At 48.2% G+C, this 21,556-nt stretch carries 16 protein-coding genes and 3 pseudogenes; 12 read left to right on the top strand and 7 right to left on the bottom strand.

Annotation, left to right across the window (positions count from 1 at the left end):
- Positions 1–23 precede the first annotated feature (23 nt).
- The gene (locus ACU8XX_RS20640) at positions 24–428 is read right to left on the bottom strand and encodes a DUF2541 family protein (RefSeq protein WP_000843568.1); all 405 of its coding nucleotides are present in this window, start codon (positions 426–428) and stop codon (positions 24–26) included.
- Between the two features lie 376 nt (positions 429–804).
- Here ACU8XX_RS20640 and dnaK point away from each other — a divergent pair, with 376 nt between their 5' ends.
- Positions 805–2,721, top strand: a complete 1,917-nt coding sequence (gene dnaK / locus ACU8XX_RS20635; protein ID WP_000516135.1) for a molecular chaperone DnaK — start codon at positions 805–807, stop codon at positions 2,719–2,721.
- 88 nt (positions 2,722–2,809) lie between these two features.
- On the top strand, positions 2,810–3,940 hold the full coding sequence (gene dnaJ, locus ACU8XX_RS20630) for a molecular chaperone DnaJ (RefSeq protein WP_001118464.1): 1,131 nt from the start codon (positions 2,810–2,812) through the stop codon (positions 3,938–3,940).
- A gap of 262 nt (positions 3,941–4,202) precedes the next feature.
- On the opposite strand, the gene ACU8XX_RS20625 is transcribed toward dnaJ, so the two are convergent.
- Entirely contained in the window at positions 4,203–5,315 is a 1,113-nt protein-coding gene (locus ACU8XX_RS20625) for an IS4-like element IS421 family transposase (RefSeq protein WP_016232034.1), read from the bottom strand.
- 77 nt (positions 5,316–5,392) lie between these two features.
- Positions 5,393–5,545, bottom strand: a complete 153-nt coding sequence (gene mokC / locus ACU8XX_RS20620; protein WP_000809172.1) for a type I toxin-antitoxin system toxin MokC — start codon at positions 5,543–5,545, stop codon at positions 5,393–5,395.
- 585 nt (positions 5,546–6,130) lie between these two features.
- Between mokC and nhaA the strand changes: the two genes are divergently transcribed.
- Together nhaA and nhaR are read left to right on the top strand one after the other, a co-directional pair.
- On the top strand, positions 6,131–7,297 hold the full coding sequence (gene nhaA, locus ACU8XX_RS20615) for a Na+/H+ antiporter NhaA (protein ID WP_000681368.1): 1,167 nt from the start codon (positions 6,131–6,133) through the stop codon (positions 7,295–7,297).
- Between the two features lie 65 nt (positions 7,298–7,362).
- The gene (gene nhaR, locus ACU8XX_RS20610) at positions 7,363–8,262 is read left to right on the top strand and encodes a transcriptional activator NhaR (RefSeq protein ID WP_001360397.1); all 900 of its coding nucleotides are present in this window, start codon (positions 7,363–7,365) and stop codon (positions 8,260–8,262) included.
- Between the two features lie 37 nt (positions 8,263–8,299).
- Here nhaR and ACU8XX_RS20605 read toward each other — a convergent pair.
- The 4 genes and pseudogenes from ACU8XX_RS20605 to rpsT form a co-directional block, all read right to left on the bottom strand.
- Positions 8,300–9,266 (bottom strand): annotated as a pseudogene (locus tag ACU8XX_RS20605) (fimbrial family protein).
- A gap of 12 nt (positions 9,267–9,278) precedes the next feature.
- Positions 9,279–10,610, bottom strand: a pseudogene (locus tag ACU8XX_RS20600) (fimbria/pilus outer membrane usher protein); the annotation flags it as partial.
- A 246-nt stretch (positions 10,611–10,856) separates the two neighbouring features.
- A pseudogene (gene espX1, locus ACU8XX_RS20595) lies at positions 10,857–12,277 on the bottom strand (type III secretion system effector EspX1).
- 482 nt (positions 12,278–12,759) lie between these two features.
- A complete protein-coding gene (gene rpsT / locus ACU8XX_RS20590) occupies positions 12,760–13,023 on the bottom strand; it encodes a 30S ribosomal protein S20 (protein ID WP_001274021.1) in 264 nt (87 codons plus the stop codon).
- 102 nt (positions 13,024–13,125) lie between these two features.
- Here rpsT and ACU8XX_RS20585 point away from each other — a divergent pair, with 102 nt between their 5' ends.
- From ACU8XX_RS20585 to dapB, 8 genes are all read left to right on the top strand, one after another.
- Positions 13,126–13,344, top strand: coding sequence for a DUF2575 family protein (locus ACU8XX_RS20585; protein ID WP_001300728.1), 219 nt, complete (start codon positions 13,126–13,128; stop codon positions 13,342–13,344).
- Between the two features lie 7 nt (positions 13,345–13,351).
- Positions 13,352–14,293, top strand: coding sequence for a bifunctional riboflavin kinase/FAD synthetase (gene ribF / locus ACU8XX_RS20580; RefSeq protein ID WP_000767337.1), 942 nt, complete (start codon positions 13,352–13,354; stop codon positions 14,291–14,293).
- A gap of 42 nt (positions 14,294–14,335) precedes the next feature.
- The gene (gene ileS / locus ACU8XX_RS20575) at positions 14,336–17,152 is read left to right on the top strand and encodes an isoleucine--tRNA ligase (RefSeq protein WP_001286874.1); all 2,817 of its coding nucleotides are present in this window, start codon (positions 14,336–14,338) and stop codon (positions 17,150–17,152) included.
- Positions 17,152–17,646: a signal peptidase II gene (gene lspA / locus ACU8XX_RS20570; RefSeq protein ID WP_000083369.1), complete on the top strand. Its 495-nt coding sequence runs from the start codon at positions 17,152–17,154 to the stop codon at positions 17,644–17,646. Before ileS ends, lspA begins: the two co-directional genes overlap by 1 nt.
- Before the next feature lie 124 nt (positions 17,647–17,770).
- On the top strand, positions 17,771–18,220 hold the full coding sequence (gene fkpB / locus ACU8XX_RS20565; protein WP_000004655.1) for an FKBP-type peptidyl-prolyl cis-trans isomerase: 450 nt from the start codon (positions 17,771–17,773) through the stop codon (positions 18,218–18,220).
- A 1-nt stretch (position 18,221) separates the two neighbouring features.
- Positions 18,222–19,172 (top strand): 4-hydroxy-3-methylbut-2-enyl diphosphate reductase, encoded by a 951-nt coding sequence (ispH, locus tag ACU8XX_RS20560; protein ID WP_001166405.1) that lies wholly within the window; start codon positions 18,222–18,224, stop codon positions 19,170–19,172.
- A gap of 65 nt (positions 19,173–19,237) precedes the next feature.
- Complete coding sequence (gene rihC, locus ACU8XX_RS20555) at positions 19,238–20,152, top strand: ribonucleoside hydrolase RihC (RefSeq protein WP_001239125.1); 915 nt, start codon at positions 19,238–19,240, stop codon at positions 20,150–20,152.
- Between the two features lie 166 nt (positions 20,153–20,318).
- Positions 20,319–21,140 (top strand): 4-hydroxy-tetrahydrodipicolinate reductase, encoded by an 822-nt coding sequence (gene dapB / locus ACU8XX_RS20550; protein ID WP_205962637.1) that lies wholly within the window; start codon positions 20,319–20,321, stop codon positions 21,138–21,140.
- Positions 21,141–21,556 lie beyond the last annotated feature (416 nt).

The following is a 21,556-nucleotide window of genomic DNA, read 5'->3' as shown; positions in this document are numbered from 1 at the left end:
TTTGTGGTTTCTATATTCTGGCGTTAGTCGTCGCCGATAATTTTCAGCGTGGCCATATCCGATGAGTTCACCGTATGACCGGAAAAGGTGATTTTTGAGACGCAGCGTTTATTGTCGTTATCACTGTTAATGTTGATCCAGTCAGTGGTTTGCCCTTCTTTTATTTCTGAAGGAATATTCAGACTCTGACTGGCGCTACGGGCGGCTTTGAAATAAACCGATGCACCGCTTAACTGTAAATCGCCATGGTCGGCAGAGAGTTGTATGCGTTTCACAATGCGACAAACAGGAAGTTTCAGCGCCAGATCGTTGGTTTCGTTACGCGGCATTGCAATGACGCCGAGGAGTTTATGGTCGTTTGCCTGCGCCGTGCAGCACAGCATCAGGCTAATCGCCAGGCTGGCGGAAATCGTAAAAACGGATTTCATAAGGATTCTCTTAGTGGGAAGAGGTAGAGGGATGAATACCCACTAGTTTACTGCTGATAAAGAGAAGATTCAGGTACGTAATCTTTTCTTTTTATTACAATTTTTTGATGAATGCCTTGGCTGCGATTCATTCTTTATATGAATAAAATTGCTGTCAATTTTACGTCTTGTCCTGCCATATCGCGAAATTTCTGCGCAAAAGCACAAAAAATTTTTGCATCTCCCCCTTGATGACGTGGGTTACGACCCCATTTAGTAGTCAACCGCAGTGAGTGAGTCTGCAAAAAAATGAAATTGGGCAGTTGAAACCAGACGTTTCGCCCCTATTACAGACTCACAACCACATGATGACCGAATATATAGTGGAGACGTTTAGATGGGTAAAATAATTGGTATCGACCTGGGTACTACCAACTCTTGTGTAGCGATTATGGATGGCACCACTCCTCGCGTGCTGGAGAACGCCGAAGGCGATCGCACCACGCCTTCTATCATTGCCTATACCCAGGATGGTGAAACTCTGGTTGGTCAGCCGGCTAAACGTCAGGCAGTGACAAACCCGCAAAACACCCTGTTTGCGATTAAACGCCTGATTGGCCGCCGCTTCCAGGACGAAGAAGTACAGCGTGATGTTTCCATCATGCCGTTCAAAATTATTGCTGCTGATAACGGCGACGCATGGGTCGAAGTTAAAGGCCAGAAAATGGCACCGCCGCAGATTTCTGCTGAAGTGCTGAAAAAAATGAAGAAAACCGCTGAAGATTACTTGGGTGAACCGGTAACTGAAGCTGTTATCACCGTACCGGCATACTTTAACGATGCTCAGCGTCAGGCAACCAAAGACGCAGGCCGTATCGCTGGTCTGGAAGTAAAACGTATCATCAACGAACCGACCGCAGCTGCGCTGGCTTACGGTCTGGACAAAGGTACTGGCAACCGTACTATCGCGGTTTATGACCTGGGTGGTGGTACTTTCGATATTTCTATTATCGAAATCGACGAAGTTGACGGCGAAAAAACCTTCGAAGTTCTGGCTACCAACGGTGATACCCACCTGGGTGGTGAAGACTTCGACAGCCGTCTGATCAACTACCTGGTTGAAGAATTCAAGAAAGATCAGGGCATTGACCTGCGCAACGATCCGCTGGCAATGCAGCGCCTGAAAGAAGCGGCAGAAAAAGCGAAAATCGAACTGTCTTCCGCTCAGCAGACCGACGTTAACCTGCCGTACATCACTGCAGATGCGACCGGTCCGAAACACATGAACATCAAAGTGACTCGTGCGAAACTGGAAAGCCTGGTTGAAGATCTGGTAAACCGTTCCATTGAGCCGCTGAAAGTTGCACTGCAGGACGCTGGCCTGTCCGTATCTGATATCGACGACGTTATCCTCGTTGGTGGTCAGACTCGTATGCCAATGGTTCAGAAGAAAGTTGCTGAGTTCTTTGGTAAAGAGCCGCGTAAAGACGTTAACCCGGACGAAGCTGTAGCAATCGGTGCTGCTGTTCAGGGTGGTGTTCTGACTGGTGACGTGAAAGACGTACTGCTGCTGGACGTTACCCCGCTGTCTCTGGGTATCGAAACCATGGGCGGTGTGATGACGACGCTGATCGCGAAAAACACCACTATCCCGACCAAGCACAGCCAGGTGTTCTCTACCGCTGAAGACAACCAGTCTGCGGTAACCATCCATGTGCTGCAGGGTGAACGTAAACGTGCGGCTGATAACAAATCTCTGGGTCAGTTCAACCTGGATGGTATCAACCCGGCACCGCGCGGCATGCCGCAGATCGAAGTTACCTTCGATATCGATGCTGACGGTATCCTGCACGTTTCCGCGAAAGATAAAAACAGCGGTAAAGAGCAGAAGATCACCATCAAGGCGTCTTCTGGTCTGAACGAAGATGAAATCCAGAAAATGGTACGCGACGCAGAAGCTAACGCCGAAGCTGACCGTAAGTTTGAAGAGCTGGTACAGACTCGCAACCAGGGCGACCATCTGCTGCACAGCACCCGTAAGCAGGTTGAAGAAGCAGGCGACAAACTGCCGGCTGACGACAAAACTGCTATCGAGTCTGCACTGACTGCACTGGAAACTGCTCTGAAAGGTGAAGACAAAGCCGCTATCGAAGCGAAAATGCAGGAGCTGGCACAGGTTTCCCAGAAACTGATGGAAATCGCCCAGCAGCAACATGCCCAGCAGCAGACTGCCGGTGCTGATGCTTCTGCAAACAACGCGAAAGATGACGATGTTGTCGACGCTGAATTTGAAGAAGTCAAAGACAAAAAATAATCGCCCTATAAACGGGTAATTATACTGACACGGGCGAAGGGGAATTTCCTCTCCGCCCGTGCATTCATCTAGGGGCAATTTAAAAAAGATGGCTAAGCAAGATTATTACGAGATTTTAGGCGTTTCCAAAACAGCGGAAGAGCGTGAAATCAAAAAGGCCTACAAACGCCTGGCCATGAAATACCACCCGGACCGTAACCAGGGTGACAAAGAGGCCGAGGCGAAATTTAAAGAGATCAAGGAAGCTTATGAAGTTCTGACCGACTCGCAAAAACGTGCGGCATATGATCAGTATGGTCATGCTGCGTTTGAGCAAGGCGGTATGGGCGGCGGCGGTTTTGGCGGCGGCGCAGACTTCAGCGATATTTTTGGTGACGTTTTCGGCGATATTTTTGGCGGCGGACGTGGTCGTCAACGTGCGGCGCGCGGTGCTGATTTACGCTATAACATGGAGCTCACCCTCGAAGAAGCTGTACGTGGCGTGACCAAAGAGATCCGCATTCCGACTCTGGAAGAGTGTGACGTTTGCCACGGTAGCGGTGCAAAACCAGGTACACAGCCGCAGACCTGTCCGACCTGTCATGGTTCTGGTCAGGTGCAGATGCGTCAGGGTTTCTTTGCCGTGCAGCAGACCTGTCCACACTGTCAGGGCCGCGGTACGCTGATCAAAGATCCGTGCAACAAATGTCATGGTCATGGTCGTGTTGAGCGCAGCAAAACGCTGTCCGTTAAAATCCCGGCAGGGGTGGACACTGGAGACCGCATCCGTCTTGCGGGCGAAGGTGAAGCGGGCGAGCATGGCGCACCGGCAGGCGATCTGTACGTTCAGGTTCAGGTTAAACAGCACCCGATTTTCGAGCGTGAAGGCAACAACCTGTATTGCGAAGTCCCGATCAACTTCGCTATGGCGGCGCTGGGTGGCGAAATCGAAGTACCGACCCTTGATGGTCGCGTCAAACTGAAAGTGCCTGGCGAAACCCAGACTGGTAAGCTGTTCCGTATGCGCGGTAAAGGCGTCAAGTCTGTCCGCGGTGGCGCACAGGGTGATTTACTGTGCCGCGTTGTCGTCGAAACACCGGTAGGCCTGAACGAGAAGCAGAAACAGCTGCTGCAAGAGCTGCAAGAAAGCTTCGGTGGCCCAACCGGTGAGCACAACAGCCCGCGCTCAAAGAGCTTCTTTGATGGTGTGAAGAAGTTTTTTGACGACCTGACCCGCTAACCTCCCCAAAAGCCTGCCCGTGGGCAGGCTTGGGTAAAATTAGGGTGCGTTGAAGATATGCGAGCACCTGAAAAGTGGCGGGGATCACTCCCATAAGCGCTAACTTAAGGGTTGAACCATCTGAAGAATGCGACGCCTCGGTGCCTCGTTAAGACGATGCCTCGCGTTCTTCAATTGCGTTTTGTAGGCTGTCAGGGATACTGTCCCACGAATGGCCACCTGTAAGCTCCAGATGACCATTTTTGTTATTCTCCACAACGAGTTAGTTCTTCTTTTCGGATCCGGCACTTCTGGGGGGGAAATCCAGCGATGGCTGGATTATGTCGTCAATTAAAAATGCGGCGAGTAGATTAGCAAATATCCACGCTTTCGCGAGTTCAGGTTCCTTTGCACGCAAAGCATCCAGGTGCAGCAAACTTTTGAGCCGCTTAAAAGCCAGTTCAATTTGCCATCGCAGACGGTAACAATCAGCCACTTGCTCTGCTGAATATTCATCTTCCGGTAATGATGTTAGCAATAGCACATGGCCCGCTGCTTCCAGCGTTTCCGCCTGAACTACTCGTCCTTTTCGACGATTCTCGCTGAGCAGTCGGGTTTTACTGATTAATGCTTTTTCGGGAGGAAGTGATACGGCAATGAGACGTGCCGGAAAGGGAGCTCCGGCTTTTTTATTACCTGAATTGCCTATCATTACAGTGGTTTCACCGTTCTTACCGCAATCCAGCCCGCGCAGAAAACCCATCATGTCAAAGCGCATTCCTTCTGCAGTTAACCAGCGCAATCCTCGCCAGTGAACCCGGACGATATAATCAGCTTCTCCAAAAGCAAGTGAGCGGATACATTCGGGACGCGAACCGAATCCCCGCTCAGCAATGCGTATCTCGTCTGCCGTTTGCGCAAATCGGTCCAGCCGTTCAGCGTCTCTGCTGTCGGTTAGCTCAAAATCAGTGAACTGACAGGTATGAGGATCATATCCCATATGTAGTCGCCATTCAGCGCTGCCGCCCCCGGGCGCACTGATTGCTGTTCCATCGACAAGACGCAATCTCTTTCCGCTTGTACAACCCGTAACTGCGGCGCGTACAGCAAGTGTTTGTGCGGCAAGTATGCCAAACCAGTCGGCGGCATTCCGCAGCCGCTTCAGGAGAGCCACGTCAGATAATGTTGCAACGTCATGGAGCTGAGCCCATGCAGTGACTTCACGTAATGACATCCCCCCGGGGCCGTAAGCCAGCCCCAGACGTAGCAGAGTTGCAGCATCACGAATTTCGCGGCGGCGGGTTAGAGCCCCGGCATTACGTGCCGAAGTATCCAGTTCTTCGGGCTTACCAATATGGGCCAGAATTGCTGACCAGTTATCGTGAGAGTAATTCATCGGCACGTTAAATCATATCAGGCGTAATACCACAACCCTTAAGTTAGCGCTTATGGGATCACTCCCCGCCGTTGCTCTTACTCGGATTCGTAAGCCGTGAAAACAGCAACCTCCGTCTGGCCAGTTCGGATGTGAACCTCACAGAGGTCTTTTCTCGTTACCAGCACCGCCACTACGGCGGTGATACAGATGACGATCAGGGCGACAATCATCGCCTTATGCTGCTTCATTGCTCTCTTCTCCTTGACCTTACGGTCAGTAAGAGGCACTCTACATGTGTTCAGCATATAGGGGGCCTCGGGTTGATAGTAAAATATCACTCGGGGCTTTTCTCTATCTGCCGTTCAGCTAATGCCTGAGACAGATAGCCTCAAGCACCCGCCGCTATTATATCGCTCTCTTTAACCCATTCTGTTTTATCGATTCTAATCCTGAAGACGCCTCGCATTTTTGTGGCGTAATTTTTTAATGATTTAATTATTTAACTTTAATTTATCTCTTTATCGCAATTATTGACGACAAGCTGGATTATTTTTGAAATATTGTCCTAACAAATAACGCCGACTGACAAGAAATTAATTATTACTTTTCCTAATTAATCCCTCAGAAATCCTCACCTTAAGCTATGATTATCAGGGCTTAGGGTCACCCGTTAGCGCTTACAGCCGTCAAAAACTCATCTCACCGCTGATGGCGCAAATCCTTTAATTGCTCGTAAAAAACGAGTTATTCCTACACTATAATCTGATTTTAACGATGATTCGTGAGGGGTAAAATAGTAAAAACGATCTATTCACCTGAAAGAGAAATAAAAAGTGAAACATCTGCATCGATTCTTTAGCAGTGATGCCTCGGGAGGCATTATTCTTATCATTGCCGCTATCCTGGCGATGATGATGGCCAACAGCGGCGCAACCAGTGGATGGTATCACGACTTTCTGGAGACGCCGGTTCAGCTCCGGGTTGGTTCACTCGAAATCAACAAAAACATGCTGTTATGGATAAATGACGCGCTGATGGCGGTATTTTTCCTGTTAGTCGGTCTGGAAGTTAAACGTGAACTGATGCAAGGATCGCTAGCCAGCTTACGCCAGGCCGCATTTCCAGTTATCGCCGCTATTGGTGGGATGATTGTGCCGGCATTACTCTATCTGGCCTTTAACTATGCCGATCCGATTACCCGCGAAGGGTGGGCGATCCCGGCGGCTACTGACATTGCCTTTGCACTTGGTGTGCTGGCGCTGTTGGGAAGTCGTGTTCCGTTAGCACTGAAGATCTTTTTGATGGCTCTGGCTATTATCGACGATCTTGGGGCCATCATTATCATCGCATTGTTCTACACTAATGACTTATCGATGGCCTCTCTTGGCGTCGCGGCTGTAGCAATTGCGGTACTCGCGGTATTGAATCTGTGTGGTGTACGCCGCACGGGCGTCTATATTCTGGTTGGCGTAGTGTTGTGGACTGCGGTGTTGAAATCGGGGGTTCACGCAACCCTGGCGGGGGTAATTGTCGGCTTCTTTATTCCTTTGAAAGAGAAGCATGGGCGTTCTCCAGCGAAGCGACTGGAGCATGTGTTGCACCCGTGGGTGGCGTATCTGATTTTACCGCTGTTTGCATTTGCTAATGCTGGCGTTTCACTGCAAGGTGTCACGCTGGATGGCTTGACCTCCATTCTGCCATTGGGGATCATCGCTGGCTTGCTGATTGGCAAACCGCTGGGGATTAGTCTGTTCTGCTGGTTGGCGCTGCGTTTGAAACTGGCGCATCTGCCTGAGGGAACGACTTATCAGCAAATTATGGCGGTGGGGATCCTGTGCGGTATCGGTTTTACTATGTCTATCTTTATTGCCAGCCTGGCCTTTGGTAGCGTAGATCCAGAACTGATTAACTGGGCGAAACTCGGTATCCTGGTCGGTTCTATCTCTTCGGCGGTAATTGGATACAGCTGGTTACGCGTTCGTTTGCGTCCATCAGTGTGACAGGACGGTTTACCGGGGAGCCATAAACGGCTCCCTTTTCATTGTTATCAGGGAGAGAAATGAGCATGTCTCATATCAATTACAACCACTTGTATTACTTCTGGCATGTTTATAAAGAAGGTTCTGTGGTTGGCGCAGCGGAGGCGCTTTATTTAACACCACAAACCATTACCGGACAGATTCGGGCGCTGGAAGAGCGCCTGCAAGGCAAATTATTTAAGCGCAAGGGACGTGGTCTCGAACCCAGCGAGCTGGGAGAGCTGGTCTATCGCTATGCCGATAAAATGTTCACCTTAAGCCAGGAAATGCTGGATATCGTGAACTATCGCAAAGAATCCAATTTATTGTTTGACGTTGGCGTGGCTGATGCACTTTCCAAACGCCTGGTCAGTAGCGTGCTGAATGCTGCAGTAGTAGAAGGCGAACCGATTCATCTTCGCTGCTTCGAATCCACCCACGAAATGCTGCTGGAGCAATTAAGCCAGCATAAACTGGATATGATCATTTCCGACTGTCCGATAGATTCTACGCAGCAGGAAGGCCTGTTCTCCGTGAGAATTGGCGAATGTGGCGTGAGCTTCTGGTGTACAAATCCACCACCGGAAAAACCGTTCCCGGCTTGTCTGGAAGACCGGCGGCTTTTGATTCCTGGACGACGTTCAATGTTAGGGCGTAAATTGCTTAACTGGTTTAACTCCCAGGGATTAAACGTAGAAATCCTCGGCGAGTTTGATGATGCCGCGTTGATGAAAGCTTTTGGTGCGATGCACAATGCAATCTTCGTTGCCCCAACGCTTTATGCATATGACTTTTATGCCGATAAAACTGTCGTAGAAATTGGTCGCGTCGAGAATGTGATGGAAGAGTATCATGCTATTTTTGCTGAGCGGATGATTCAGCACCCGGCGGTACAGCGAATCTGCAATACGGATTATTCTGCGCTTTTTAGTCCAGCAGCACGTTAATCGGCAGCTCCCCCAAAGTTAAGGTGGGGGAGATAGATTAGTTGTACATTACCACGATTTTGACTCGGCTCATTATTTGCCCGCTTGAGACATTGTTTCCATATGTACGCGGGCGAATAAACAGAGGAATCTGATTACTTCCTTCATGGGGATGCTGAAAAGAGTAGTAATTGCTTTTACCATACTGGATTTCATTCGTACCATCATTGGAGAGTTGAAAGCCTACTTGACCCGCACCGTCCTCACTGTTTTCTAACTCATTTTTTAATATGCTGGTTCCTGACTCCTGTATCGTCACTGGTTCAAAGTAATATTCAACATCACTGGGTTCAAAAACTAATTCACCTTGCTCGCCCTGGATGCAGTCAAATCTTATATGATGAAACTGATAATTTTCATTATTGATACGAGACAGTACAAATCGTCCAGTGTCGATGGATTGATCTTCAAAACCACAGGTCATTAAATTTACCTGTAAAATAGTATTTAAATTAAAATTAAAGCGGGCGCTATTACAATTAGTATTATTCCCTGTACATGAACTCACTTCAATTTCGAACAACAAAGGAAAAGGAGTTCCTGGAAAAATATCTGCGGTGTTGGAACTATCTGATACAGATGCGATAGAGTATGGAATGGTGAAATTTATCGCAGATAGCATTTCTTCTAAATTATAAGATGACTTCCCTGGAAGCGCTATTTTTTTACCGTCAGATTCAAAGGGGAAATTAATAATATAATGACGACTTCCGACTTTAAACCTTAAACCTTAAAGCGTTCTGTGTTAAAAAATGAACTTTAATGGCGTTGGTCGTCTCTTGTAAGTCTGCACACTCAATGATATTTCCGGTGTTTTCAATTTTTTCGGCGGTGAGATTACCTTTCATACTCAGTGGCTTGAGTATATATGTTCCACGTTGTTCCCCGACATTGGTCAATGCACAGGGAGCACTTTGCACAATAAAAGAATATAGACTCAAGGTGATTAATAAAAGCCACTTCATAGTAAACTCCTTTTACTGGCATATATATGTTTTGTTTTCATCGATAACGTGTTGAAAAGTAATAGTACAGAATAAATTCTGTTCATCATTGAGAGCAACTTTTATGCCAGTTGGAATTTCATCTACGCGAATAAAAAGGCGACTACCCTGGCCAACGACTCCAATATTGTTTTCCTGGAGATCCAGTACGTCATAGCCAAAGGTTAATGGCGAACCATCGGGACGCAGTGCCTGTATATACCAGGGCTTACGTTGGTCAGTTGTAAACTGCACATAAGAAACTGCTCCACGGTAAGGCGCAATAATTTGACGATTGCCCTGCAATTCTGTTTCACTTTCACTGTTTGCTATATCAAGTACCAGATGGTTTTCACGATGAGGTATAATCGGGTCGTAAACAACCTAGCCTTTGCTGTTTGTTCGGTTGTATTTTTGTCCATTAATATGCGCGCCTTCTAATCCAGGCGCATCCAGAATTGCAAATGTATCGGATAACTGGTTAGTGATATTAATACCACCGGACCAGACAACTAATCCACTACTAATACTTCCACCACTTTGCCAGGCGTTTTTAGAATGACTATAGCTGCCATCTATTATGGCGATGGGAGTTCTCCAGCTTAAATTCGTACCAAGCGAGGTATCATTATTTTGTTGTTGCTGATTAACATATATACCATAATTTAACTGATCATGTTCACCGGCTATGCCAGTAATTCCAGTATTGTTGGAGGAATAGCCATCTTTGGAAAATGAGGTCGAATTCGATAAGTTAATTTGGTGACGTGTTTTGGCAATATCATCCCCCCAGTAGAAAGGAATGGAGATAAACAGATTAAAACGCTCCTCTTCTTTATTATTTTCATCATAAGATTGGCTGGCAGAGAAAGTATAACTAATGTGTTGCCAGTTATTGGAGTAACTGAATTGGTAATCTTTAGCATTTCCACTTCGCCCCCAGTAATTCCGCCAAAGCGCACTTAATGATACATTTCCCAGATTATTGGATAAAGGTTGCATAATATTGGCAGAAAGGCTATTTTTTCTGCCAATATCATAAAAATCATTATAATCACTCTGATGATAGTGTTTATCATTTTCGTAAAGATGGTCGCTGAATGTCCTGTAATCCTGCGAAGCATAACGCCAGGCGGCCACGCTAAATCGAGTGGCTGTTTGTACTAGATATTTATTATAGGCGACCTGATAGCTCGTACCTTCGTGTCTGGTATCATTATTTAACTTACTACTCGATCGGGCAGCGTAAAAAGAGATGGCACCCAGCGGTGTATTCCAACCATTTCCCAGAGTTATAGCATTATAGTTATCGGATAAAATCGTACCCGATTATGTGATCAGGTTGTTATTATTTAGATTAATGTTTAAATTTTTTAATTTCTTGATGTGAAGTTGATGAAAGTTTAATATTCTTAATTATTCCCTTCTTTATAAGAAGAGCAAGGTGCCATTATTAGAGTGAGAGAGTAGGATGTTTCAGAGTATGCTTCAGATTATTTTTTATTCCTCTGTAGTGAATTAATAATCATCACAGTTAATTTCATTCTGAAATTACTTCTTTTTTGAGATTTTTTAATTTTGATGAGCTATGTTTTTCATAAGGAACATAGACTCGTTGATGCTCTGAAGGTATTTTCTCATTTCCGGGGATGTTTTGTCGTAATCGTGCATAAACTTTTTCAGTTCTTTATACACATCATTATTTAGCTTTACATTGTCGCGAACTAAAGTTTGTACCAATGGTATCAAAATTTCGAAACGGGACGGTTTGTCATCAATACTTGCCAGGGTTTTGAATACTCCTGTGTATCTGTAACCTAAGTGCTTATTGACAAGTTGAGTGGTCCATCGACCAGGCATAATATCTTCACAGAGCAAATTTTTTATTCTGGTATTAGTGAATGATGCTCCAAATATGTTGCTTTTTTTAATGAAGAGATTATTAATTTCTCCATTTGAAAAGATGGTGTTTGATAAGTCGCTTTCAAAACATGATATATTGGATAATACACAACTAAAATAATACCCATATGAAAGGTTGCTCTTTTCTATTGTTATATTTGATAGCGACATTTTATGTATATTGATATTAGGGGCAGTCAAATACTGGATCTTTTGATCGTTAAGTTCATACATCTCCAGTGATTTATTATAGGGTAATAAAAGTATAAATTCCTTTATATTATCTCCGCAGTAAGAAAAGACGACATCAAATTTATTAGTGGCCATATTTTCAGTTGAGCAGTAAGCTGATTTTTCTATTAACCGACTGGGCACGCTTTTAAATAAAGATAATTTTCCACATAGTTTTGAATATGCCGAATTGCTAGTTTTAAAATTCTGCCATGTTATTTTCTGGTTATCATCTTTCGATGAGGAGGGGATTTTATTGCATTGTTCATTATATAGCTCAGGGAAAATATTTTTTTTAATTAGCTTTTTGATTTCCTGGTTAAGATGACTTTTTTTCTTGTCTATTGCACTATATTTAGCGTTTTGTGACGTCTCCTGATGAGCATAAAATGACTGGAGATTTCTGCAGGCCTCATAAAATATTTCAGGAGTATATAGCTGTGGGTATATTTCCGGGTTGAAGTTTGCCTTTAAGAACTTAACGAATTTTTCATAGCATTCTTGATATATCTTAATCTCTTCAGAAAGACATTCGCTTGTTCTGTCATCAAAAACATCCAATCTAAGTAATGTGATGCCTTTGTGTTTAAAAAATAAAATTGAACTGTATGTTCTATGAGTTTACATCTATAAAAATGTGCATCTCTCAGATGAGTATATTGAAAAAAATGATGGAGGACTGGAGATGGTTTAGGAAAATCCTGGCTTCTGAAAAAGTCATCAAACAAAATTAAGAACTCTGTTTTATACTCGCAAAACACTTTTACTAACTCATTTTGTCTTGTTTTATTTATTATTACATCATCTACTATATTTGATTTATAAAGACAATGTGGCGAAGTTGAGATACCATCTGTCATTATCAGTCCTTGAAGTTGATGAATTTTTATTAATTTAATTTATGAGTGAATGTGACTACTATCAAAAATCGCTCATTAATTTTAAGAAGTACAATATAAATAGGTATTTAACCTGTGTTGATTGCTGTTAATAATTTACAAGGTCTAATGAGGAGATATTTATGAATGGTTAAAGTATATAGGAATTTAATTCAAAAATAGAGTGGTCTTAAGTTTAATACCTCAATGTGTATCACAATATCCACATTCTTTGTAGGGGGTCTGGAGATTGAGTAGATATTCTTGTTCAGAATGTATCAGCCGATGGTTCTACGATTCTTAAGCCACGAAGAGTTCAGATAGTACAACGGCATGTCTGCAAGAACCTGCAACTTTTGACTATCTGGCAACCGGCAGTGTGTTCTCTCACGCATCACAAAAGCAGCAGGCATAAAAAAACCCGCTTGCGCGGGCTTTTTCACAAAGCTTCAGCAAATTGGCGATTAAGCCAGTTTGTTGATCTGTGCAGTCAGGTTAGCCTTATGACGTGCAGCTTTGTTTTTGTGGATCAGACCTTTAGCAGCCTGACGGTCCACGATCGGTTGCATTTCGTTAAATGCTTTCTGTGCAGCAGCTTTGTCGCCAGCTTCGATAGCTGCGTATACTTTCTTGATGAAAGTACGCATCATAGAGCGACGGCTTGCGTTGTGCTTACGAGCCTTTTCAGACTGAATGGCGCGCTTCTTAGCTGATTTGATATTAGCCAAGGTCCAACTCCCAAATGTGTTCTATATGGACAATTCAAAGGCCGAGGAATATGCCCTTTTAGCCTTCTTTTGTCAATGGATTTGTGCAAATAAGCGCCGTTAATGTGCCGGCACTCGTTACGTAGTGATGGCGCAGGATTCTACCAGCTTGCGGGGTGTGAATACAGCTTTTCCGCGATAAAAATTGCAGCAGGCGGTCAGTTTCTTCCCGTGATTTGCGCCATGGCAATGAAAAGCCACTTCTTTCTGATTTCGGTACTCAATCGCCGGTTAACCTTGACCGCTGTACAAGGTATACTCGGACGATTTTCACTGTTTTGAGCCAGACATGAAGCTGATACGCGGCATACATAATCTCAGCCAGGCCCCGCAAGAAGGGTGTGTGCTGACTATTGGTAATTTCGACGGCGTGCATCGCGGTCATCGCGCGCTGTTACAGGGCTTGCAGGAAGAAGGGCGCAAGCGCAACTTACCGGTGATGGTGATGCTTTTTGAACCTCAACCACTGGAACTGTTTGCTACCGATAAAGCCCCGGCACGGCTGACCCGGCTGCGGGAAAAACTGCGTTACCTTGCAGAGTGTGGCGTTGATTACGTGCTGTGCGTGCGTTTCGACAGGCGTTTCGCGGCGTTAACCGCGCAAAATTTCATCAGCGATCTTCTGGTGAAGCTTTTGCGCGTAAAATTTCTTGCCGTAGGTGATGATTTCCGCTTTGGCGCTGGTCGTGAAGGCGATTTCTTGTTATTACAGAAAGCTGGCATGGAATACGGCTTCGATATCACCAGTACGCAAACTTTTTGCGAAGGTGGCGTGCGTATCAGCAGCACCGCTGTGCGTCAGGCGCTGGCGGATGACAATCTGGCTCTGGCAGAAAGTTTACTGGGGCACCCGTTTGCCATCTCCGGGCGTGTAGTCCACGGTGATGAATTAGGGCGCACTATAGGTTTCCCGACGGCGAATGTACCGCTACGCCGTCAGGTTTCCCCGGTGAAAGGGGTTTATGCGGTAGAAGTGCTGGGCCTCGGTGAAAAGCCGTTACCCGGCGTGGCAAACATCGGAACACGCCCAACGGTTGCCGGTATTCGCCAGCAGCTGGAAGTGCATTTGTTAGATGTTGCAATGGACCTTTACGGTCGCCATATACAAGTAGTGCTGCGTAAAAAAATACGCAATGAGCAGCGATTTGCGTCGCTGGACGAACTGAAAGCGCAGATTGCGCGTGATGAATTAACCGCCCGCGAATTTTTTGGGCTAACAAAACCGGCTTAAGCCTGTTATGTAATCAAACCGAAACACGGAACCGAGAATCTGATGAGTGACTATAAATCAACCCTGAATTTGCCGGAAACAGGGTTCCCGATGCGTGGCGATCTCGCCAAGCGCGAACCGGGAATGCTGGCGCGTTGGACTGATGATGATCTGTACGGCATCATCCGTGCGGCTAAAAAAGGCAAAAAAACCTTCATTCTGCATGATGGCCCTCCTTATGCGAATGGCAGCATTCATATTGGTCACTCGGTTAACAAGATTCTGAAAGACATTATCGTGAAGTCCAAAGGGCTTTCCGGTTATGACTCGCCGTATGTGCCTGGCTGGGACTGCCACGGTCTGCCGATCGAGCTGAAAGTCGAGCAAGAATACGGTAAGCCGGGTGAGAAATTCACCGCCGCCGAGTTCCGCGCCAAGTGCCGCGAATACGCGGCGACCCAGGTTGACGGTCAACGCAAAGACTTTATCCGTCTGGGCGTGCTGGGCGACTGGTCGCACCCGTACCTGACCATGGACTTCAAAACTGAAGCCAACATCATCCGCGCGCTGGGCAAAATCATCGGCAACGGTCACCTGCACAAAGGCGCGAAGCCGGTACACTGGTGCGTTGACTGCCGTTCTGCGCTGGCGGAAGCGGAAGTTGAGTATTACGACAAAACTTCTCCGTCCATCGACGTTGCTTTTCAGGCGGTCGATCAGGATGCACTGAAAGCAAAATTTGCCGTAAGCAACGTTAACGGCCCAATCTCGCTGGTGATCTGGACCACTACGCCGTGGACTCTGCCTGCGAACCGCGCAATCTCTATTGCACCTGATTTCGACTATGCGCTGGTGCAGATCGACGGTCAGGCCGTGATTCTGGCGAAAGATCTGGTTGAAAGCGTAATGCAGCGTATCGGCGTGACCGATTACACCATTCTCGGCACGGTAAAAGGTGCGGAGCTTGAGTTGCTGCGCTTTACCCATCCGTTTATGGGCTTCGACGTTCCGGCAATCCTCGGCGATCACGTTACCCTGGATGCCGGTACCGGTGCCGTTCACACCGCGCCTGGCCACGGCCCGGACGACTATGTGATCGGTCAGAAATACGGCCTGGAAACCGCTAACCCGGTTGGCCCGGACGGCACTTATCTGCCGGGCACTTATCCGACGCTGGATGGCGTGAACGTCTTCAAAGCGAACGACATCGTCGTTGCGCTGCTGCAGGAAAAAGGCGCGCTGCTGCACGTTGAGAAAATGCAGCACAGCTATCCGTGCTGCTGGCGTCACAAAACGCCGATCATCTTCCGCGCGACGCCGCAGTGGTTCGTCAGCATGGATCAGAAAGGTCTGCGTGCGCAGTCACTGAAAGAGATCAAAGGCGTGCAGTGGATCCCGGACTGGGGCCAGGCGCGTATCGAGTCGATGGTTGCTAACCGTCCTGACTGGTGTATCTCCCGTCAGCGCACCTGGGGCGTACCGATGTCACTGTTCGTGCACAAAGACACGGAAGAGCTGCATCCGCGTACCCTCGAACTGATGGAAGAAGTGGCAAAACGCGTTGAAGTTAACGGCATCCAGGCGTGGTGGGATCTCGATGCGAAAGAGATCCTCGGCGACGAAGCTGACCAGTATGTGAAAGTGCCGGATACTCTCGACGTATGGTTTGACTCCGGATCTACCCACTCTTCTGTTGTTGACGTGCGTCCGGAATTTGCCGGTCACGCAGCGGACATGTATCTGGAAGGTTCTGACCAGCACCGTGGTTGGTTCATGTCTTCCCTAATGATCTCCACCGCGATGAAAGGCAAAGCGCCGTATCGTCAGGTACTGACCCACGGCTTTACCGTGGATGGTCAGGGCCGCAAGATGTCTAAATCCATCGGCAACACCGTTTCGCCGCAGGATGTGATGAACAAACTGGGCGCGGATATTCTGCGTCTGTGGGTGGCATCAACCGACTACACCGGTGAAATGGCCGTTTCTGACGAGATCCTGAAACGTGCTGCCGACAGCTATCGTCGTATCCGTAACACCGCGCGCTTCCTGCTGGCAAACCTGAACGGTTTTGATCCAGCAAAAGATATGGTGAAACCGGAAGAGATGGTGGTACTGGATCGCTGGGCCGTAGGTTGTGCGAAAGCGGCACAGGAAGACATCCTCAAGGCGTACGAAGCATACGATTTCCACGAAGTGGTACAGCGTCTGATGCGCTTCTGCTCCGTTGAGATGGGTTCCTTCTACCTCGACATCATCAAAGACCGTCAGTACACCGCCAAAGCGGACAGCGTGGCGCGTCGTAGCTGCCAGACTGCGCTGTATCACATCGCAGAAGCGCTGGTTCGCTGGATGGCACCAATCCTCTCCTTCACCGCTGATGAAGTGTGGGGCTACCTGCCGGGCGAACGTGAAAAATACGTCTTCACCGGTGAGTGGTACGAAGGCCTGTTTGGTCTGGCAGACAGTGAAGCAATGAACGATGCGTTCTGGGACGAGCTGTTGAAAGTGCGTGGCGAAGTGAACAAAGTCATTGAGCAAGCGCGTGCCGACAAGAAAGTGGGTGGCTCGCTGGAAGCGGCAGTAACCTTGTATGCAGAACCGGAACTGGCGGCGAAACTGACCGCGCTGGGCGATGAATTACGATTTGTCCTGTTGACCTCCGGCGCTACCGTTGCAGACTATAACGACGCACCTGCTGATGCTCAGCAGAGCGAAGTACTCAAAGGGCTGAAAGTCGCGTTGAGTAAAGCCGAAGGTGAGAAGTGCCCACGCTGCTGGCACTACACCCGGGATGTCGGCAAGGTGGCGGAACACGCAGAAATCTGCGGCCGCTGTGTCAGCAACGTCGCCGGTGACGGTGAAAAACGTAAGTTTGCCTGATGAGTCAATCGATCTGTTCAACAGGGCTACGCTGGCTGTGGCTGGTGGTAGTCGTGCTGATTATCGATCTGGGCAGCAAATACCTGATCCTCCAGAACTTTGCTCTGGGGGATACGGTCCCGCTGTTCCCGTCGCTTAATCTGCATTATGCGCGTAACTATGGCGCGGCGTTTAGTTTCCTTGCCGATAGCGGCGGCTGGCAGCGTTGGTTCTTTGCCGGTATTGCGATTGGTATTAGCGTGATCCTGGCAGTGATGATGTATCGCTCGAAGGCCACGCAGAAGCTAAACAATATCGCTTATGCGCTGATTATTGGCGGCGCGCTGGGCAACCTGTTCGACCGCCTGTGGCACGGCTTCGTTGTCGATATGATCGACTTCTACGTCGGCGACTGGCACTTCGCCACCTTCAACCTTGCCGATACTGCCATTTGTGTCGGTGCGGCGTTGATCGTGCTGGAAGGGTTTTTACCTTCTAAAGCGAAAAAACAATAATAAACCCTGCCGGATGCGATGCTGACGCATCTTATCCGGCCTACAGATTGCTGCGAAATCGTAGGCCGGATAAGGCGTTTACGCCGCATCCGGCAAAAATCCTCAAATATAAGAGCAAACCTGCATGTCTGAATCTGTACAGAGCAATAGCGCCGTCCTGGTGCACTTCACGCTAAAACTCGACGATGGCACCACCGCCGAGTCTACCCGCAACAACGGTAAACCGGCGCTGTTCCGCCTGGGCGATGCTTCTCTTTCTGAAGGGCTGGAGCAACACCTGCTGGGGCTGAAAGTGGGCGATAAAACCACCTTCTCGCTGGAGCCAGATGCGGCGTTTGGCGTGCCGTCACCGGACCTGATTCAGTACTTCTCCCGCCGTGAGTTTATGGATGCAGGCGAGCCAGAAATTGGCGCAATCATGCTTTTTACCGCAATGGATGGCAGTGAGATGCCTGGCGTGATCCGCGAAATTAACGGCGACTCCATTACCGTTGATTTCAACCATCCGCTGGCCGGGCAGACCGTTCATTTTGATATTGAAGTGCTGGAAATCGATCCGGCACTGGAGGCGTAACATGCAGATCCTGTTGGCCAACCCGCGTGGTTTTTGTGCCGGGGTAGACCGCGCTATCAGCATTGTTGAAAACGCGCTGGCCATTTACGGCGCACCGATATATGTCCGTCACGAAGTGGTGCATAACCGCTACGTGGTCGATAGCCTGCGCGAGCGTGGGGCTATCTTTATTGAGCAGATTAGCGAAGTGCCGGACGGCGCAATCCTGATTTTCTCCGCACACGGTGTTTCTCAGGCGGTACGTAACGAAGCGAAAAGCCGTGATTTGACGGTATTCGACGCCACCTGCCCGCTGGTGACCAAAGTGCATATGGAAGTCGCCCGCGCTAGTCGCCGTGGCGAAGAATCTATTCTCATCGGTCACGCCGGGCACCCGGAAGTGGAAGGCACGATGGGTCAGTACAGCAACCCGGAAGGGGGAATGTATCTGGTTGAATCACCAGACGATGTGTGGAAACTGACGGTCAAAAACGAAGAGAAACTCTCCTTTATGACCCAGACCACGCTGTCGGTGGATGACACGTCTGATGTGATCGACGCGCTGCGTAAACGCTTCCCGAAAATTGTCGGTCCGCGCAAAGATGACATCTGCTACGCCACGACTAACCGACAGGAAGCGGTACGTGCCCTGGCCGAACAGGCGGAAGTTGTGCTGGTGGTCGGTTCGAAAAACTCCTCTAACTCCAACCGTCTGGCGGAGCTGGCCCAGCGTATGGGCAAAAGCGCGTTTTTGATTGATGATGCGAAAGATATCCAGGAAGAGTGGGTGAAAGAGGTTAAATGCGTCGGCGTGACTGCGGGCGCATCGGCTCCGGATATTCTGGTGCAGAATGTGGTGGCACGTTTGCAACAGCTGGGCGGTGGTGAAGCCATTCCGCTGGAAGGACGTGAAGAAAACATTGTTTTCGAAGTGCCGAAAGAGCTGCGTGTCGATATTCGTGAAGTCGATTAAGTCATTAGCAGCCTAAGTTATGCGAAAATGCCGGTCTTGTTACCGGCATTTTTTATGGAGAAAACATGCGTTTACCTATCTTCCTCGATACTGACCCCGGCATTGACGATGCCGTCGCCATTGCCGCCGCGATTTTTGCCCCCGAACTCGACCTGCAACTGATGACCACTGTCGCGGGTAATGTTTCGGTAGAGAAAACCACCCGCAATGCCCTGCAACTGCTGCATTTCTGGAATGCGGAGATTCCGCTCGCCCAGGGAGCCGCTGTGCCGCTGGTACGCGCACCGCGTGATGCGGCATCTGTGCACGGCGAATCGGGAATGGCTGGCTACGACTTTGTTGAGCACAACCGAAAGCCACTCGGGATACCGGCGTTTCTGGCGATTCGGGATGCCCTGATGCGTGCACCAGAGCCTGTTACTCTGGTAGCCATCGGCCCGTTAACCAATATTGCGCTGTTACTTTCACAATGCCCGGAATGCAAACCGCATATTCGCCGTCTGGTGATCATGGGTGGTTCTGCCGGTCGCGGCAACTGCACACCAAACGCCGAGTTTAATATCGCTGCCGATCCAGAAGCGGCTGCCTGTGTCTTCCGTAGCGGAATCGAAATTGTCATGTGCGGTCTGGATGTCACCAATCAGGCAATATTAACCCCTGACTATCTCGCTACTTTGCCGGAGTTGAATCGCACCGGAAAAATGCTCCACGCCCTGTTTAGCCACTACCGTAGCGGCAGTATGCAAAGCGGTCTGCGAATGCACGATCTCTGCGCCATCGCCTGGCTGGTGCGCCCGGACTTATTCACCCTCAAGCCGTGTTTTGTCGCGGTAGAAACTCAAGGCGAATTTACCTCAGGCACGACGGTGGTTGATATCGACGGTTGCTTGGGCAAACCAGCCAATGTACAGGTGGCATTGGATCTGAATGTAAAAGGCTTCCAGCAGTGGGTAGCTGAGGTGCTGGCTCTGGTGCCGTAACCTGTCACATGTTATCGGCATGCAGTCATTCATCGACTCATGCCTTTCACTGATATCCCTCCCTGTTTATCATTAATTTCTAATTATCAGCGTTTTTGGCTGGCGGCGTAGCGATGCGCTGGTTACTCTGAAAACGGTCTATGCAAATTAACAAAAGAGAATAGCTATGCATGATGCAAACATCCGCGTTGCCATCGCGGGAGCCGGGGGGCGTATGGGCCGCCAGTTGATTCAGGCGGCGCTGGCATTAGAGGGCGTGCAGTTGGGCGCTGCGCTGGAGCGTGAAGGATCTTCTTTACTGGGCAGCGACGCCGGTGAGCTGGCCGGAGCCGGGAAAACAGGCGTTACCGTGCAAAGCAGCCTCGATGCGGTAAAAGATGATTTTGATGTGTTTATCGATTTTACCCGTCCGGAAGGTACGCTGAACCATCTCGCTTTTTGTCGCCAGCATGGCAAAGGGATGGTGATCGGCACTACGGGGTTTGACGAAGCCGGTAAACAAGCAATTCGTGACGCCGCTGCCGATATTGCGATTGTCTTTGCTGCCAATTTTAGCGTTGGCGTTAACGTCATGCTTAAGCTGCTGGAGAAAGCAGCCAAAGTGATGGGTGACTACACCGATATCGAAATTATTGAAGCACATCATAGACATAAAGTTGATGCGCCGTCAGGCACCGCACTGGCAATGGGAGAGGCGATCGCCCACGCCCTTGATAAAGATCTGAAAGATTGCGCGGTCTACAGTCGTGAAGGCCACACCGGTGAACGTGTGCCTGGCACCATTGGTTTTGCCACCGTGCGTGCAGGTGACATCGTTGGTGAACATACCGCGATGTTTGCCGATATTGGCGAGCGTCTGGAGATCACCCATAAGGCGTCCAGCCGTATGACATTTGCTAACGGCGCGGTAAGATCGGCTTTGTGGTTGAGTGGTAAGGAAAGCGGTCTTTTTGATATGCGAGATGTACTTAATCTCAATAATTTGTAACCACAAAATATTTGTTATGGTGCAAAAATAACACATTTAATTTATTGATTATAAAGGGCTTTAATTTTTGGCCCTTTTATTTTTGGTATTATGTTTTTAAATTGTCTATAAGTGCCAAAAATTACATGTTTTGTCTTCTGTTTTTGTTGTTTTAATGTAAATTTTGACCATTTGGTCCACTTTTTTCTGCTCGTTTTTATTTCATGCAATCTTCTTGCTGCACAAGCGTTTTCCAGAACAGGTTAGATGATCTTTTTGTCGCTTAATGCCTGTAAAACATGCATGAGCCACAAAATAATATAAAAAATCCCGCCATTAAGTTGACTTTTAGCGCCCATATCTCCAGAATGCCGCCGTTTGCCAGAAATTCGTCGGTAAGCAGATTTGCATTGATTTACGTCATCATTGTGAATTAA

Source organism: Escherichia sp. MAL-1, from assembly GCF_052948035.1.
The sequence above is the reverse complement of the archived record's forward strand: the minus strand, read 5'-3'. Positions and strand labels throughout refer to the sequence as shown.

Excerpts from the sequence above, each read along its gene's own strand:
- fkpB (WP_000004655.1), top strand. The coding sequence starts at position 17,771 with ATGTCTGAATCTGTACAGAGCAATAGCGCCGTCCTGGTGCACTTCACG.
- nhaR (WP_001360397.1), top strand. The coding sequence starts at position 7,363 with ATGTCTCATATCAATTACAACCACTTGTATTACTTCTGGCATGTTTAT.
- ACU8XX_RS20640 (WP_000843568.1), bottom strand. The coding sequence starts at position 428 with ATGAAATCCGTTTTTACGATTTCCGCCAGCCTGGCGATTAGCCTGATG.
- rihC (WP_001239125.1), top strand. The coding sequence starts at position 19,238 with ATGCGTTTACCTATCTTCCTCGATACTGACCCCGGCATTGACGATGCC.
- ACU8XX_RS20585 (WP_001300728.1), top strand. The coding sequence starts at position 13,126 with ATGTGCCGGCACTCGTTACGTAGTGATGGCGCAGGATTCTACCAGCTT.
- lspA (WP_000083369.1), top strand. The coding sequence starts at position 17,152 with ATGAGTCAATCGATCTGTTCAACAGGGCTACGCTGGCTGTGGCTGGTG.
- dnaJ (WP_001118464.1), top strand. The coding sequence starts at position 2,810 with ATGGCTAAGCAAGATTATTACGAGATTTTAGGCGTTTCCAAAACAGCG.
- ribF (WP_000767337.1), top strand. The coding sequence starts at position 13,352 with ATGAAGCTGATACGCGGCATACATAATCTCAGCCAGGCCCCGCAAGAA.
- ispH (WP_001166405.1), top strand. The coding sequence starts at position 18,222 with ATGCAGATCCTGTTGGCCAACCCGCGTGGTTTTTGTGCCGGGGTAGAC.
- dapB (WP_205962637.1), top strand. The coding sequence starts at position 20,319 with ATGCATGATGCAAACATCCGCGTTGCCATCGCGGGAGCCGGGGGGCGT.
- ACU8XX_RS20625 (WP_016232034.1), bottom strand. The coding sequence starts at position 5,315 with ATGAATTACTCTCACGATAACTGGTCAGCAATTCTGGCCCATATTGGT.
- mokC (WP_000809172.1), bottom strand. The coding sequence starts at position 5,545 with ATGAAGCAGCATAAGGCGATGATTGTCGCCCTGATCGTCATCTGTATC.
- ileS (WP_001286874.1), top strand. The coding sequence starts at position 14,336 with ATGAGTGACTATAAATCAACCCTGAATTTGCCGGAAACAGGGTTCCCG.
- dnaK (WP_000516135.1), top strand. The coding sequence starts at position 805 with ATGGGTAAAATAATTGGTATCGACCTGGGTACTACCAACTCTTGTGTA.